A 15,977-nucleotide genomic window follows, 5' to 3' on the forward strand; every position below is an offset into this window, starting at 1 on the left:
GGCCTGTTCTTTGACTAGAACAGGCCCTTTTATTATAGGATATGGTTTGTGCTATTATGGTTGCAGCAGGTATTCCTGTACGGCCATACCTGGCATGGACAAGGAAGTAACGATGCTGTTGTCGGCCGCTTTAATGCTTTTGGCAGTAAAGCTTCCCCATACAAATTTTCCTTCCTGGTGGCTGCTTTCGGGGTTGAATACCCTTACAATGAAGCCGCCGTTTGGAGCCGGCGTTACACTGGTGATAATAATACTGGTATTGGAAATAGTGAACAGCGGGCCGGCAGGTTTCAGGTCTGCTTTGGCAGGGAATGCCAGCAGTGGCTGTGTAAATTCAGCAGCGGCCTTTTCCTGCGCTACCGGCGTAACGCTGGTATGCGGCCTTAATGCATAGTGGTAGTTACTCACACCGCCCTGGTCTGCTTTATAATTTGTATGCCAGTAGTTGTTCATGATATAGTTAAACCAGGTGGCTGTAGGCTCGCCTTTGGTGCGCCATTCTTTATGGCTCTGCATCACCGTCTTTCTCTCATCGATCATACTGGAAGGCTCTACCATCGGGGTTTCCAGCAACATCCACTGGAGGCCTCTGTCGGCATTGGCAATATCTACCCAGCGTCTTCCGAAAAGAAAATCCATATTAGATCCAGGCAGCTGGTCTTTCAGGTATTGCATGGTGCCATAGCCTGCGTCCAGTGTGGTTATGGGAGCAGATATATTAACCGGGAAGCCAAAATGCACTGCCTCTTTTTCCCTGATCGCTTTTTTGTCCAGCGTATTTTCTATGGTAGCGGCATCGCCGCTAACGGTGAGGGTTATACGTTTTTCTATACTATTGGCGCCTGGCGCCTCTCCTGATAATGTAATGGTGGCAACTACAGGGCCATTTTCCGTTACTTCCATTTTTAATGCATTGTTGGAAGTGGCGGCGGCCGGATCTAATCCAGGTACGTACCAGTAGCTGTTCAGCCCCTGGTTTTTAAATTGTCCTGCGTAGTTATAGGCATCCTTTGCGGCCAGGGTGGTAATACTTCCCTGTGCATCCCAGGAAACGGTAACAATGCCGTTAGACAGGCTATGGTCCGTCAGGGTAAAGGAGTTGGTAGATTTGATTTCTTTATCGGATACTTCGAACACAGCTATACCCAATGCCGGAATATGTTGTGCATAGAATACATATTCGCCGGATTTCAGCTGTTGCAACGGAATGGTATTGCCTTTGGCATCACGCACCGATTTGCCCGGGATACTGATTTTCACCAGCCCGTTTCTTTCCCACGACAAAGTATTCACTACTGCAATGCGTTTAGCCCCCGCACCGATGAAGCCGCTGAGTAATTGGCTGCTAAGGCTGTTGGTGATACTGTCTGCATCCAGCATAAACTGCTTTTTGATACGCCATTGTTCCGTGACGAAAGGTACATCAGGTTCAGAGGTGCTGTTGTGTGCGCCCCAGGTATGCTCGTGGAACATGATTACATCGCGCCATGCTTCAAAGAAGGATTGCGGCTGGTAAGTACCTGGAGAGAGGATAGACCAGGCATTGGTGAGCTGTAACAGGCGCAGACTGGTGATCCTGTTCTGGCCGGATTCCTTAGCAGAAGAGGCTGCGCCATCTTCCCAGTAAGGTGTGATATCGCCTTTTACCACTGGCAGTTGATTCCCATATTTTTCTTCAAATGCTTTAAAGAGATGATCAACTGTATTTAATACCAGTTTAGGAGATTGATATTTTTCGTTCCATTCCTTCACGAAGCGGGAGATGCTGGTATCGATGGGGCCATTGTCTGCCACGATATTATAGCGCCACTGTACTATGTCGTAAGGATATTTTTTTTCATCAAGTTCGTGCAGGTACTCCGCGATTTTCTGCGGGCCACGAGCGAAGACGCCGCCAGGAGCGGTTCCATGCCAGGAAGAGTAGCCTTTGCCACCTGCCCAGAAAAGAATTTTTTCCTGTCCGGATGGGCTGGCCCACCACACTGGTTTATCGCCCCAGGCACGAACGAAATGACCCACACGGTCACCCAGGTAAGGATGTGTTTCACCGAGGTAGTTCGGGCCACTGGAGAAATATTTCACGCCGCCATGTGCCAGCGCGGTAACGGTATTCCAGGTATATCCCGGTACGTCAGAGATCATGGCACTGGGGATTTCCAGGCCATATTCCTTTTTCAGTGTCTGGGCATAATCCGTATAGTGAAACAGTTCTTCCGGTAAGCTAAGGCCGGTAAGGATATTAGCATATAAGGCTGAAAGGCAGATACTGCCTTCTTTTACGGCCTGAATGAAAGCTGCTTTCTTTGCAGGGCTGGCCTGTTTCATATAGTTTTCTACTGCCCAGAGGGATTCGATGTTCCATTTGAAGCGGGCTTCTTCCGGATAATTGCGGGTGGCAGCGATCATCTGTAAGGCATCATCAATATTCTTCAGGTGTATTCTCAGCACTTCCGGCTGCAGGTGTGAATAACCGATATCGGTGTGGGAGTGATGGATAAGATCTATCTCCCTGTATGTTACCGGTGAGAGGGGGACGTATTTATCCAGGACTGTTTTACCATTACCGGCAACGACTATACGAATGCTGTCGGCTTTCTTTACGGCGTCAACGGGGATGTCGAGGCGGTTGATACCATCTGTGATGTTGAAGTTGAAGCTGTTGTTGCCGGCTTTCACCTGTAATACGGCAGGGTTGCCGAAATGCAGGGCGGTAAGTGCTACGGGTTGTTTACCGTTTTTCAGCAGGAAAGGCTGTGGCGTAACATCTACTTTTTCTTCGAAAGAGAATTTGAATGTCATGAACCAGTCGTTGCTATTTTGGGCCTGGCCTACCATTTTGAGTTGTACCGGTTTTCCGGGTTTCACCAATGCTACCGGGAGCCGGAGGAAGATGAGGCCATGTGCATCGCCGGCGCCGTCTTTGGTAGTTTGTTCAAACACAATGCGGGAGCTGTCGGTCGCGGCATAGGACCATACCGGCGATTGGTTTCCTGGCAGTGTGGTAATGGTGAGCAGTTTTTTATCATCTGCATATAAATCAAAATTCCGCGGACCGCCGCTGGTGGCGGTTGAATGTCCGGCTACCCAGCTGAAATAGACATAAGGGCCTTTAATTTTTGCAGGCACTGCTGCTGTTTGCCAGGCGATTACTTTCTGACCATCGGTGGTTCTTGTGAGCAGTGCGGTGGTAGCATAATCCGGGAAGGCGGAATAATAGCGTATATTCTCTCCCGTTATCTCTTTCTCATAACCATTGACCCAGTCGATTTTCCCGAAATAGGGAACTGTTTTCTGGGCCCGGGCCTGTATGCCGATAAATAGCAATAAGGCCGCCACATGAAGTTTTACGAATCTCATCAGCAGTATTTTGTATAATAATAGGAGTGGGGTAGATGATTATATCGGTCGTTTGATTTCGATGCTGTAGGTAAACCAATCGCTTCTGTAGTAGCAGATATTGAATTCTATTGGTTTTTTGGCAGCATCTAATACCAGTCGTTTCCTTTCGAGGACAGGTGCGCCGGCAGCGACTTTCAGCCAGGCGGCAATTTTTTCAGTGGCGGCGATGGCCCTGATTTCTTCCTGTGAATAAACCGGAACAGTATGGTATTCTTCATCCAGCAGCTCGTATAGCGGCCTTTTGAAATTGGCTTCAACGGTAAGGCCTATACGCGGATGGAAAAAAGACTGAAAGTATACCATCGGATTTTTGCCGGTACTTCTGATACGCTCCAGTGCTATGACTGCTGTGCCGGCAGGAACGCCGAGTCTTTCCGCAGTTTCTTTTATCGCCTTCACCTTTTCCACACTGTGTTTGAGGTCTTTAAACGGCGTGCCTTTATCTTCCATTTCCTGGCTGAAGCTCAGCCAGTTGGCGAGGTCGGTGGTGATTTTCTTTTTTCGTACAGTCGTTCCTGTACGTTTCTTTCTCTCCAGCAAACCATCTTTTACCAGGTTGGCAATTGCCTGACGCAGTGTATTCCTGGATATTCCCCAGCGTTTGGCGAGGTCTGTTTCTTTAGGAAAAGTATCGCCTACGCGGAAATGATTATCGCGTATCAGCTTACGAAGCTGCTCTTCTGCCTGCTGGTGCAGCGGTGTTTTGCTGTCATGGTCCAGTAAAGGAATGTTGTTCATATGTTCAAACATATTAAGAAATGTGGAGGAAGGCAAATTTTTTTGATGGGTAGTATTTATCTATCTGATAAATAGATGATTACAGATTAAAAACAAAAAGGGCCTCTACAGCGTAGAGACCCTTTCATAAGTCGATAAAATGTATTATTTCAGCTTGGTAGCTACGGAGTCTTCCAGTGATGCAGGCAATGTCTGCTTGGTCATCAGGAAGTTATTCTGTGCACGGGCTTTAACCCATCTGCCCAGGTCGGGACTATATTGCCCGCCGAGCTTGTAGAAGTAACCCAGATCGGCTGTATTGTAAGCAAGGCACATAGTGTTGGAGCCGGCTTTGTAATAAGGCTGATCTTTAAGTGTATACGGATCTTTGATGTCATAGAAGTCGTTGTTCGGAATCAGGTAGCCCACTGGCGGCGGACCTGCAGAATACAAACTACCACCACCACTTACGAAGACGGCATCTACCGGAATACTGTTTACCGTTACGGTAGTACCGGTGAAAATAGCCATACCAAAGGCGTTACCACTGTTAGCCATCAGACCGCCGGTTTTGGTACCGAAGTCATTACCATCGTTATTTACATAATCCCAGTTGGCCACCCAGTTGGAAGTGCTCATATTGGTGGAGCCACTACCATTGATGAGTTTGTAGGCACCTCCTACGTAGCAGTAGTTACCTTTTGTTACTTTTCCGGAAGTGATGTTGATCTTATAGGAACGCATACCACCGGTAGCCCAGCCTTTGGTAGGGAAACCTGTAGGCGTAGAGGCGTTGGCGTTATTAAGCACAACATAGGAGAATGGCGTTACAGAGAAGTCAATATCTCTGGTAGCCAGCAACTGTACATATTCGTAGTTACCGTCAGCACCGGCAACGTCGCTGGCGAAGCCGGAGATCACCAGCGGCGCCACACTGATCGTGCTGCTCAGCAGTTTGGTGTCATCGCCGGTACGCATACGCACTGTAGGCGCTAAGGTGTCGCCGGAAGGCGCGCAGAACACTATACCTGCATAGTTTGCCAGTACTGGCAGCAGCGTGCCGGAGAAGTTAGCGGCAGCTTCTGTATGCAGGGTGATGTTACCAAAACCATCGGTAAGTATGTGTTCTCCTGAAAGGGTAGCGTCTTTCGCCGGAAGCGGGTCGAAGCCGCCTTTGAGGATTACTGCCAGCGTGCTTTCGTAGGCATCCGGATTGGCAGCAATATTGGCTGTAGATACACGAACAACAGGAATATCGTTGCCCCTGGATACCCTGGTGATCCTGCTGGTATCAAGACCAGTGATCTGCAAAATACCATTCACTCTTTTCAATACACCACCGTTGATGTCTATCAGCACAGAATCTCCTGGCAAATATTTGGTCGCATCATTGCCCAGTGCAATGGAAATACCTCTTAATTTGGAAAGACGGCGTGCTTCCTGTACCACCAGCAGACCGGTAGGAAGGTTGCCCCCGGAATGATCAGATACTACCATGGCGGCCAGTTTGGAGGAACCTCCCAGGTTGCCGGTATTCAGTGCGACATCATTTCCTTTATACAAAGCTCTTACGTCAAAAATCCCGATATATGGACTCACAACCGCACCCGGATAACTGTCTTTCTCACATCCCCATAAAAATACAAGGGACAAAAGGAGAGAGAAATATATGTTGTGCTTCTTCATTATTAATCTTTTAAAATTCAATAAATGCATTTATTCAATGATTATGGTCTTTGCCACCATACCTGTGTGGAAATCACATCCGGGCCCTGTGAGGCTACTACTTTTTTGTAGTTATCAGGGTTGGTAGACTGTGTAAATACCGGATAGGTCATCCTGGCTGGCATTACGCCACCGTTCATCAGGCCATGGCCTTTTGGTAACACCGGATGGCCGGTACGACGGTATTCAAACCATTGCTCCAGGTCAGTCATGAATAATGCATAATATTTCTGCACATGGATTTTCTCCATTTTCTCGTCAGTTGTTTCACTGTCTAACCACTGGATATCAGCGGCAGCAAGGAATGAGTCGATCGGTGCTTTATAGTTAGGTAACCATTGCTGAATTGATGCCTGCGCACCGGAGTTGTAGAAAGCGCCCGGTGTAGCTTTAATCCAGCCTTTCAGCGCAGCTTCTGCTTTGATGAAGCATAACTCAGCATAGTTCATGATGATGCCTGTCTGCGCATCGCTCATCAGACTTGGCGCTGTTGACGTAGATACGTAAGAGTTAAAGTAGCATTTCTTAGGATAGTTATCACCAGGGGAATAGCCACTCGGAACACCCGCATACATACCGCTGTAAGGAACAATAGCCCATCTGTTATATCCACCGCTACCATAGGTCGGGATGTCGATACGCGGGTCATTCCATTTCGCAAGGTTATCGATGAAGAAGCTACAGATAGCCGGAGATCTGAAGTCCTGCTCCCTTACGTTGAGTAATGGAGACGTGTATGGACCCTGACCTGTCCAGCGGAGAATAGCAGATTCATCTACAGTAGTCATGATAGGATATTTGGATGTGCTTACCTCCAGGATATCCTTGATTTTCGCGATACACTGGTCAGCAACATCTGATTTACCGGAAACGCGCAACAGCAGGCGGAGATAGAGGGAGTTACCGAATTTTCTCCATTTGGTAACATCGCCATTGTAAACAGGGTCACTGCCGGCTACGATACCTGCATTTTTACTTAACAGGGTATTGGCAGAATCCAGTTGTTTAAAGATATCGAGGTAGATGTCTTTCTGCGCATCAAAAGGAGGATGCATAATACCGCTATCCTTTGCCAGACCAGCTTTGAAGTATGGCATATCTCCATAGGTATCTGTTAACATGGAAAAAAGCCATGACTGGCAGATCATCGAAATACCCTGATAGGAAGTATTTCTGGTCAGTGAATCGGTAGAGGTAGAATATAATGCCTTGAAATCTGTAATGGCATTATACCAGGAAGTATACAGATAATCAGACCAGCTGGCACGGTAATCATAACGGAATACCTGTCCTTCTGCATCACTCATGTTCACGGTTACCTGCATCAACTCGTTGTTGAAGCTACGGTTACGGGAAAGGTTAGCAGAAAGGGAGTTTACCAATGCAGGCGCCAGCAGCTGCTGAGGCAATGCATTAGCAGTACTGTTTGGATCTGTATTTAATTTATCAAAACCTTTTGTACAGGAAGAGAGCATGGTAGAAACCACCAGTGCAATACATCCTGCTATATATAGTAATTGCTTCATGTTCGCTGATTAAAGACCAATAATTACGTTAAATCCGAATGTGCGGGTAGATGGGAACTGACCGATTTCAAATCCTCTTACGATATCGGTGCCGCTGAGGGTACCGAATTCAGGATCGAAAATTGGCCATGGAGACCAGATAAACAGGTCGCGGCCATAGATACCTACTGTCAGGCGCTGAAGGCCCAGCTTCTTAAGTGCAGCGGGTTTCAGGTTATAGTCGAGGCGCGCTTCCCTGAACTTGATGAAGTCAGTGCTGAACACGCTTCCTTCTGCGTTATCCTGTCCGTACATAGAGCGGTAGTAGTTATCAACATCAGTAGCGATAACATCGTTTTTACGGTAAGTACCATCTTCATTTTGCACCACACCATTACCGATAATGCCGCTGTAACGCCCCGGTAAGGTATTGGTGGTTTTACCCTGTTCTGCCAGTTTGTAGTGGGTGAGTGAGTGTGCCACACCACCATGCTGTGCATCAAACAGCAGGTTCAGGTTAAATTGTTTGTACATGAAATGGTTGATGAAACCGATTTTATATTTAGGGATGGTATTACCCAGGTATTTAATATCGGTTGTCAGCAATGCAGCACCGGTAGATTTATCATACACGATCTGGCCATCAGGGGAACGTTGGAAACCGCGTCCATAGAGGTCACCCATGCTTCCACCCGGAGTCGCAACGATTTGTCCGCCGCCCACAGGTCCTGTTTGTAACACCAGGAAGCTGTCTGGCAGATACTTGATGATATTTTTATTGCTGGAGAAGGTAACGTTGGAGGTCCATTTGAAATTTTTTGCCTGCACTGGTGTAGCATTGACAGCGATTTCAATACCACGGTTCTGTACTACACCGGCATTGATGATGGCATAGTTGTAACCGCTGGCAGGATCTGTAACGACCTTCAGGATCTGATCTTTGGTGTTGCCGGTATACAGGGCTAAATCCAAACCAAGTCTGTTATGCAGGGTCTGTATATTACCGCCTACTTCATATGTATAGGTACGCAATGGTCTCAGGTTAGGATTGTTCAATACATCAGGTACTGTTAATCCTCCACTGTAAAGACTTCCGGCGCTGGCATACAGGTGTTCTGTTTGGTAAGGAATAGTCATACCACTACCCACGCTGGCTATAGAAGCCCTGATTTTAGCGTAGTCAATAAAGGCTGGCAGTTTGGCTACTTCAGAAAGCAGGAAGCTCATGTTAAGGGCCGGATAAGAGAAACCGGTACTGGAAGTACGTTTTCTTGTAGCGAGTACGCTATTCCAGTCCTGTCTTGCAGAGAAGTCGGCAAAGAGGAAGTCTTTATAGGAGCCGGTGATCAATGTGTAGAAACTGTTCAGGCCAAATTCCTCTCTCCTTGGAATTGTTACCAGTGGCCCTGCGGTGTTAGCCAGCGTGTATACGCCCGGGTAAGTAAGGGAGTCAGCACGGTTTTCATCTTTGTTGTACACATTTTTGAGTGTGCTTCCACCAAGTGTTGCGGAGAAATTAAAGTCTTTGTTGATTTTCTTCGCATATTTCAGGAGGAAGTCGCTGCTGGCTTCCATGCTGAAGATATTCTGTGTGCGGTACTGGCCTTTGGCATATTTCGCACCTGCACCCCAGGGACGTTGCTGTGAACGCATCTCATAGGAGAGATCTACAGAAGATCTTACCTGCAGACTCAACTCTTTTGTAAATGTATAATTGGCAGTGAAGTTACCGGTAACGTTATGTCTGTTGGATTTATTCAGATATTCATATGCTACGGCATATGGGTTGGAAGGATAAGAGCTGAAAGGATATTTAATCACTTTACCTTCATTTCCTTTGCCCCAGTAGTTTTTCAACCAGTTGATATCTGCACTTGGCTGCCAGAAGATATACCAGTACATGATAGATTGGTTACCATAGCCGGCGCCAGGGAGGTTATCACTCCATTTGTTGGTATAGTTGACTTTCGAAGATATCTGTAATCTGTCGTTGATTTTAGAATTTACAGACATGGACAGTGTGTTACGTTTGTAACCGGTATTAGGAACGATCCAGTTGTTATTCACGTTGGTGAATGAGAATCTAGCTGTTGTTTTATCAGTACCACCATCCAGTGTAACTGTATTGGTGAAGGTTTCGCCGGTGTTCCAGAAACTGTTGATATTGTTATAGGCTTTCCATGGCGTAGGATTTTTACTTTGTGCCTGTGTTACAGGATCGTATTGGTAAAAGCTCTGTCCATCGAATTTAGGACCATAGGCAGAACTGGTGCCGCTGGTGCTGGCCAATCCGGTAGGAGAGGTGCCATAAGAATAGTAATCGGCGCCTGCAAGACCTTGACCATATTGATATTGGAGGTCAGGGAACCTGTTTACTTTTTCCATGGAGCCATTGGAATTGATGGTAAGTCCAAAGCCTTTTTTCTTTTTACCACCGGATTTAGTGGTGATGATGATCGCTCCGTTTGCACCTCTTTGTCCATAGAGCGCTGCTGCGGCAGGACCTTTCAGTACAGTCAGGGATTCGATATCTTCCGGGTTGATGTCATTAAAGCTGCTACCATAATCGGCGGGCATGTTGTCGTTGTTGGTTCCGTATGCTGTTTCCCCCGAAATCGCAGTACGGCGGCCGCTACCATTGTTGGTAACCACCCCATCAATAACAATAAGTGCTTCATTACTACCGGTAAGGTTGCTTTCTCCGCGCAGGATGATTTTGGTAGAACCCGCAGGGCCGCTATTGGAGCGGATAAGGTTAAGACCTGCTACTTTACCGGATAAGGCATCTGTCCAGTTGGAAGACAGCGCACCGGTGAGTTCTTCGCCTTGCAGAACAGAGGCTGCATAACCCAGTGTTTTTTCTTCTCTTTTAATACCCAGTGCAGTTACAACTTCCAGCTGTTTTACGTCGCTGGAGAGTTCTACGACGATTGTCTTTTCGTTGCCTGGTTTAATTTCTTTCGGCAGCATACCGATAGACGTAAAAATCAGTGTTTCGTTGTCATTGACAGCAATGGTAAAGATACCATACACATTGGTTTGTGTTCCCCGGTTACTGCCTTTGATCCTAACGTTAACACCTGGAAGAGGACTATTGTCTGTGCGATCTTTTACCGTCCCCGTAATTATTTTTTGCTGGGCAAAGAGCACATTATCCGCCATCAGAAAGATGACGAAGAATAGTAGATAATTCTTCATACTGGTTGATTAGCGAGAGCTATTATCGGCCGATAACTTCTATCTTGATTTTGTGTGTTGAAAATTAATTTGTGTGTGCAATGCGGGCGCCAAGGTAGTGCGAATTGAAAAATCTTTTCATGCTTTGGATATTAACAATTTGTAAACTTTATATTTTGTATAGAGGTAAACTCGCTGTTCAGCATATGTAAACACCTGTAAATACAGGCAGTTAGAGAGAAATTGACTACGCCGCTAACTATAATGAATCACATAATCAGTGTAGGATAATTATATGGTTAAAAAAAACGGCGACACATCGTATATGTGTCGCCGTTAGTATTTTATGATTATTCTTTTTGCTGCTATTGCAGGTATTTCGCTCTTAAAATCTTTAACTCCGCTTTTCCAATACCCAGCTCTTTATCGAAGAAATTTTCTACAGAGCCATATTGTTTTTTAATGCCGGCAAACATGATCTGCAGGTGCTCAGGTTTCAATGCCATAGCGTTTCTGGCGGTAGATTCATCTATCCCGGCCATCTGTGCCATTCCTTTAAACATCTGCTTATTCATAGGCTCCAGGTAAACATTGCTGGCAGTAAAATCCGCTGCAATTGTTTCTTCAGGAACATTTAATGCATACAGGAATAATGCAGTAGCCATACCGGTTCTGTCTCTTCCACCAGTGCAATGATACATCACTGCTTCGTTGGCAGGTAAGCGTAATAACTCCTGGAATAACGGTTTATATCTTGCACCAAACGGAGTCGGATCACCGTAAAACTTCTCCAGGAAACCGCCATTCTTCAGATAGGCAATCATCTGCGCTGGTGTTGGCAGACTGTCGCTACCGGCCGGACACAGCAGGTATTTGGTGTCAGGAAGTAAATGATCCGGTGCTGCTGCTGATTCTTTCTGACCTCTGAAATCATACACGGTGTGGATATGACGTTGCTGCAGTGTATCCAGGTCCTGTGCTGTCAGCTTACTCACATCTGCAGAGCGATATACTTTTCCCCAGACAACCGTTTTTCCATCTTTAGTTTTATAACCACCCACATCTCTAAAGTTGCAAGCGCCCTGCATATGTACCAGTCTTACTGTGCTGTCTGCCAGCTGCGCAAATGCTGCTACCGGAAATAACATGGCAAGTGCAATACCCCATTTTTTCATATTACTTATTTTTAAAAAGATTATTTGATGATGTCCCATTTGATACCTGCCTGTCCTTTGCTGCCATACCATTCCTGGCTGGTGATGCGTCGGTGATCGCCCATGTATACACGCAGCGGCTCATTGGTGAGGTTGTTCAGCTCCACAAACACGCGTATGGAAGGTGTAATGCTCACCGTGGCAGATGCATCTACGGTGAAGTTCTTGTCTGTCCAGGTGAAGAAATCCGGGCCCAGTGCGGTGTTGATGGTTTCTACTGAAGCACCGCGGTAGTTGCCGGCAACACGTACCATCACTCCTTTGCGCTCGTAGAATAAAATGCTGTTGAAGAGATTCTTAGATTGATTAGGCAACATAGAAGTATAGGTGCCTGTTGGTTTTACTTCAGAATTAATGAAAGTGTAGTTGAACTCAACACCCAGACCTGAGAAGAAACCAGGGAGGAAGTCCAAACGCTTGTTGATGCCTGCTTCCATTCCCACCAGCCATGCATCACTGATGTTCTGTGCCTGTGTCAGCATATAGTTGGTACCTTCCTGCTGATAGGTATAACTGTTGGTGAAAATCACGTTTTTGATCTTCTTATAAAAAACACCACCGGATATTAATCCTACGTTTTTAAAATAATATTCTCCCATCAGGTCGAAATTATTGGCGAAAGTTGGCTTCAGGTCTACGTTTCCTTTGGTAATAGCGATAGGATTTTTTGTGTTGTCCATAGACTCTCCAGGTGTAAGATCGGAGAAGTTAGGACGTACAAAAGATTTCGTGTAGGCGGCACGGATATTCGCATGATCGTTGAGCGAATACTTCAGGTGTACCATCGGCAGCAAGGCATTGTAGTTGTTGCTAACGGTCACCGGCGACAGCGTTGTTACCGCAGGACTCCCGGCTGTAGTGGCTTTGGTGCCATGCAGAGTAAACGTAGTATACTCATTTCTTACACCGGCAATCACTTTTAACTTGTCTGTAGCATCAATTTCTGCCATAGCATAACCTGCGGCTACATTTTCTGTTCCTTCGTAAATATTGGTAGGATTTGTTTTTGAAGTGAAGTCCATGAAACCATTCTTACGCAGTGTGGCGGTATCAAACAGGTTGAACAGCTGCCCCTTCGTAATCGGATCGATGGCAAACGCATCATAATTTCCTTTCATGCCGTTGAAGAAGCCGCCGCGCATCGGGAAGTCGGTGCGGTCCATATTGGAAAGCGGCACCAGGGCGGGCGACTGCGGAATGCCCAGCGCTGCACCAGCGAGGTACACGGCATTGGAACCATACATGCCGCTACGGTCTTTGTGCCTGTATTTAAATCCTGCTTTCAGATTGACTCTGCTGCTGGCGTTGAATTTGAAATTTATCTGGCCGGTCTTATCTTCTTCTTTGGTATCTAATTGTGCAATGACCAGCTGTTGTAAAGTAAGCTTAGTGGCATCCATGGTTTCGGCACTGTTTTTCAGTCCCGGATCAAAAGAAAGTGGATTGCCACCTACGCCGTTCGGAGAATCAAAGCCCCAGTAACGTTTCCCGTCAGACGACAGGTTGCTAAAACCTCCGGTGATCTTCTGCTTGAAAGTGGCAATAGGCAAGCCTTTTACACCATTGGTAGGCGGTGTCTCCAGGAAATATTTCGTATAGTAATCACTGACAGCCCAATCCATTTTCAGTCTGGACGACAGCTGATGTTCACCGCCCAGCTCTGCTCCATTCAATACGGTCTGGTAATAGGAATAACGATAATTGTACTGGTACTGGCTATTGTTGTAATCTACATATGACTCATATACCGGACGTATATCATTAAATTTATCCATCAAACCACGCAGGTAAATTTTATTGGATTTGTTGAAGGTATAGTCCAGCCCGAGGTTACCGCCATAGGTCTGGCGTTGGCCCATATATCTTTTTAATAGGGTAGTAGCGATAGATTTTTTCTGCTGAGGGTCTGCAAGACCTGTATTATACGCTACCTCGAAGGCATCGGTGCCCCACTGGCGGTTCCAGACAGCTCCGGCAAGCATCACGCCTAATTTGCCCTTGAAGAAACGATCGCCATAAACGATAGAACCATTATAGGTGCCGTCTTTGGAGAAAGTATTGTAACCGCCGGCAGCGCTGACATTCAGCACACGTTTAGCCGGTGAGGTACGGGTGATAAAATTGATAGAACCACCTACGGCATCGCCTTCCATATCCGGTGTGATAGCTTTGGCTACCTGAACGTACTGGATCATTTCGCTGGGAACGGCGTCCAGTACGGCGTTGCGACTACCTAATACGTTGGCGCTAGGCAGGCGGGAGCCATTAAAGAGGATGGAGGTCCAGGCGAAAGGCGTACCACGCACGGTGGCCGCGTCAGCCTCTCCATGATAACGTGCCACGGCAACGCCCTGTACACGCTGTACCGCCTCGGCAGCATTACGGTCTGGCAGCTTGCCTATTGCATCTGCCGCAATGACGTCCATGATGGCGAGTGAATTCTTTTTAATACTCAGCGCTTTCATCTGGGAAGGAACCATGGTACCTTTCACCAATACTTCGTTCAGCTGCTTGCTGGCTTCCAGTTTAATCGTTCCCAGGTCATTTACGCCTTTCTTAATATCCAGCTCCAGTTCTTTTGTATCATGACCTATATAGGATACCAGGATTTTTACTTTCCCGGTCACCTGTGTATTTAAGGTGAAGCCTCCATTCAGATCTGTAGAGGATCCCTGCTTACTCACCGGCGCCATCACAGTGGCTCCGGGTAACTGCCCGTCCTTATCCGTCACTACTCCTTTTATTGTCTGGCTCTTTGCCGAGACTGCCCCTAATAATGTTGCGCATAAAATCAGAGAAAGCTTCTTATTATCCGCTGTCATAGTTGATAAAATTTTCCACAAAAAAAGCGGATCGTCACCGCCCTGGCGACCGAACCGCCTGAGTTGTACGGCTGTCGCCAGAATCCGATAGATCTGTACCTGTAACTATTGATTGCTAATTAGTTGTATAATGTTATCAAATTATTACCGGGGCATTATCTACGCCTTAATTATCCCGATTTAACATTGTCGTAATATTCAAAGTATATTTTTGAGGCAGGAAAAAAGGCTATGATTTACGTAATTTCCATAGGGGCATTTCAGGCGTTAATAGCATCTTTATTACTGTGGACAAAACGTTCCAGTGATAAGGCCGACAGCCTGCTGATCATGCTGATGATCTGTATTGCCACGCACCTGGGAATTAAATTTTATATCTATGCCGCCCTTTCTGATGTGCATGTGCGTACACAGATGAACACCTTTATAGGCATGTGTTACGGGCCATTGGTCTATCTCTATTATCTGAAAAGAAAAAATCCCGCGTTTATTCCTGCAACACAGTGGTATCACTTCATACCCGTGGTGGTAGCGGCTATTGGTTACCTGAGCGTGGCATGTTTGCTGGTGGCACATCCACCTACAGGGTACAAGGCACTCAATTTTTATAATAACATATCTACCTGGATTTTCGTCGCCTCCGGATTGACCTATCCCTTACTGGTACTGAAAGGCCGCCTTTCCTTACCTAAAGGGGCTGAAAGAAGATTGATTACACATATCGGTTTTCTGATGATGGTCAGCGGTTTGATATCCCTGGGTTTTCTACTCTACACTACTTTTACCATCCATGGTTTTGTAAATAATATCCCCTGCAGATATATGGTATATACGCTGCTGTCGATTATCTGCATAGATATATTAAGATATAAATACACGGGCATTTCGGCTGCCATACCTGTTGCGTCGCAAGTTGTTGCTGCGCCCGTTACTGAATTGGTCATCACCGATTTACCTGAACCTACAATCGTCTCTAACAAAAAAATGCAGCTGCCGGCAGATGAACACGAACGTCTCTGGCAAAAGCTGGAACTGCACCTGCAACAATCTGCGATCTACCAGGATGCAGAACTGACGCTGGAAAAACTCGCGGATGCCATTCATGAAAGCAAGTACCATGTTTCTGAAACGCTGAATGCATACGCACATAAAACCTTCTATCAGTACATCAATGAATACCGCATCCACAAAGCAGTGGAGCTCATGGACCATATCAAGCAAAAGGGCCTGCCAGTGAATATTCTGACTGTTGCCTACGAAAGCGGTTTTAAAGCTAAATCTTCCTTCAACGCCTATTTCAAGAAAATCCTGGGAGAAACGCCTTCCGCCTATCTTCTCCGCACAAAATCATCTTCCCATCAACAGCTGATGAATGCGTAATAAAAACAATATGCATGTGTTCGCTTAGTGCTGTGGCT

General features: G+C 46.4%; 8 protein-coding genes. 1 reads left to right on the top strand and 7 read right to left on the bottom strand.

The features are described 5' to 3' along the window. Positions 1 to 54: 54 nt before the first annotated feature. The 7 genes from F3J22_RS25480 to F3J22_RS25510 form a co-directional block, all read right to left on the bottom strand. Positions 55 to 3,357 (bottom strand): glycoside hydrolase family 38 C-terminal domain-containing protein, encoded by a 3,303-nt coding sequence (locus F3J22_RS25480; RefSeq protein ID WP_167020829.1) that lies wholly within the window; start codon positions 3,355 to 3,357, stop codon positions 55 to 57. A 39-nt stretch (positions 3,358 to 3,396) separates the two neighbouring features. Beyond that, complete coding sequence (locus F3J22_RS25485; RefSeq protein ID WP_167020830.1) at positions 3,397 to 4,137, bottom strand: GntR family transcriptional regulator; 741 nt, start codon at positions 4,135 to 4,137, stop codon at positions 3,397 to 3,399. Positions 4,138 to 4,281: 144 nt separating this feature from the next. Further along, entirely contained in the window at positions 4,282 to 5,802 is a 1,521-nt protein-coding gene (locus F3J22_RS25490) for a DUF5689 domain-containing protein (RefSeq protein WP_205195681.1), read from the bottom strand. A gap of 41 nt (positions 5,803 to 5,843) precedes the next feature. After that, positions 5,844 to 7,367: a SusD/RagB family nutrient-binding outer membrane lipoprotein gene (locus F3J22_RS25495; protein WP_167020832.1), complete on the bottom strand. Its 1,524-nt coding sequence runs from the start codon at positions 7,365 to 7,367 to the stop codon at positions 5,844 to 5,846. A 9-nt stretch (positions 7,368 to 7,376) separates the two neighbouring features. Then, complete coding sequence (locus tag F3J22_RS25500; protein WP_167020833.1) at positions 7,377 to 10,544, bottom strand: SusC/RagA family TonB-linked outer membrane protein; 3,168 nt, start codon at positions 10,542 to 10,544, stop codon at positions 7,377 to 7,379. Positions 10,545 to 10,888: 344 nt separating this feature from the next. Next, the gene (locus tag F3J22_RS25505) at positions 10,889 to 11,698 is read right to left on the bottom strand and encodes a tyrosine-protein phosphatase (protein ID WP_167020834.1); all 810 of its coding nucleotides are present in this window, start codon (positions 11,696 to 11,698) and stop codon (positions 10,889 to 10,891) included. 20 nt (positions 11,699 to 11,718) lie between these two features. Then, positions 11,719 to 14,559: a TonB-dependent receptor gene (locus F3J22_RS25510; RefSeq protein ID WP_167020835.1), complete on the bottom strand. Its 2,841-nt coding sequence runs from the start codon at positions 14,557 to 14,559 to the stop codon at positions 11,719 to 11,721. 231 nt (positions 14,560 to 14,790) lie between these two features. On the opposite strand from F3J22_RS25510, the gene F3J22_RS25515 reads away from it, so the two are divergent. Further along, positions 14,791 to 15,939, top strand: a complete 1,149-nt coding sequence (locus F3J22_RS25515) for an AraC family transcriptional regulator (protein ID WP_167020836.1) — start codon at positions 14,791 to 14,793, stop codon at positions 15,937 to 15,939. Positions 15,940 to 15,977: the final 38 nt, after the last annotated feature.

It is taken from the genome of Chitinophaga sp. Cy-1792, from assembly GCF_011752935.1.
Lineage (GTDB): Bacteria > Bacteroidota > Bacteroidia > Chitinophagales > Chitinophagaceae > Chitinophaga.

What these genes read in the sequence shown, in the direction of transcription:
- F3J22_RS25480 (WP_167020829.1), bottom strand. Translation starts at nt 3,357, where the DNA reads ATGAGATTCGTAAAACTTCATGTGGCGGCCTTATTGCTATTTATCGGC.
- F3J22_RS25485 (WP_167020830.1), bottom strand. Translation starts at nt 4,137, where the DNA reads ATGAACAACATTCCTTTACTGGACCATGACAGCAAAACACCGCTGCAC.
- F3J22_RS25490 (WP_205195681.1), bottom strand. Translation starts at nt 5,802, where the DNA reads ATGAAGAAGCACAACATATATTTCTCTCTCCTTTTGTCCCTTGTATTT.
- F3J22_RS25495 (WP_167020832.1), bottom strand. Translation starts at nt 7,367, where the DNA reads ATGAAGCAATTACTATATATAGCAGGATGTATTGCACTGGTGGTTTCT.
- F3J22_RS25500 (WP_167020833.1), bottom strand. Translation starts at nt 10,544, where the DNA reads ATGAAGAATTATCTACTATTCTTCGTCATCTTTCTGATGGCGGATAAT.
- F3J22_RS25505 (WP_167020834.1), bottom strand. Translation starts at nt 11,698, where the DNA reads ATGAAAAAATGGGGTATTGCACTTGCCATGTTATTTCCGGTAGCAGCA.
- F3J22_RS25510 (WP_167020835.1), bottom strand. Translation starts at nt 14,559, where the DNA reads ATGACAGCGGATAATAAGAAGCTTTCTCTGATTTTATGCGCAACATTA.
- F3J22_RS25515 (WP_167020836.1), top strand. Translation starts at nt 14,791, where the DNA reads ATGATTTACGTAATTTCCATAGGGGCATTTCAGGCGTTAATAGCATCT.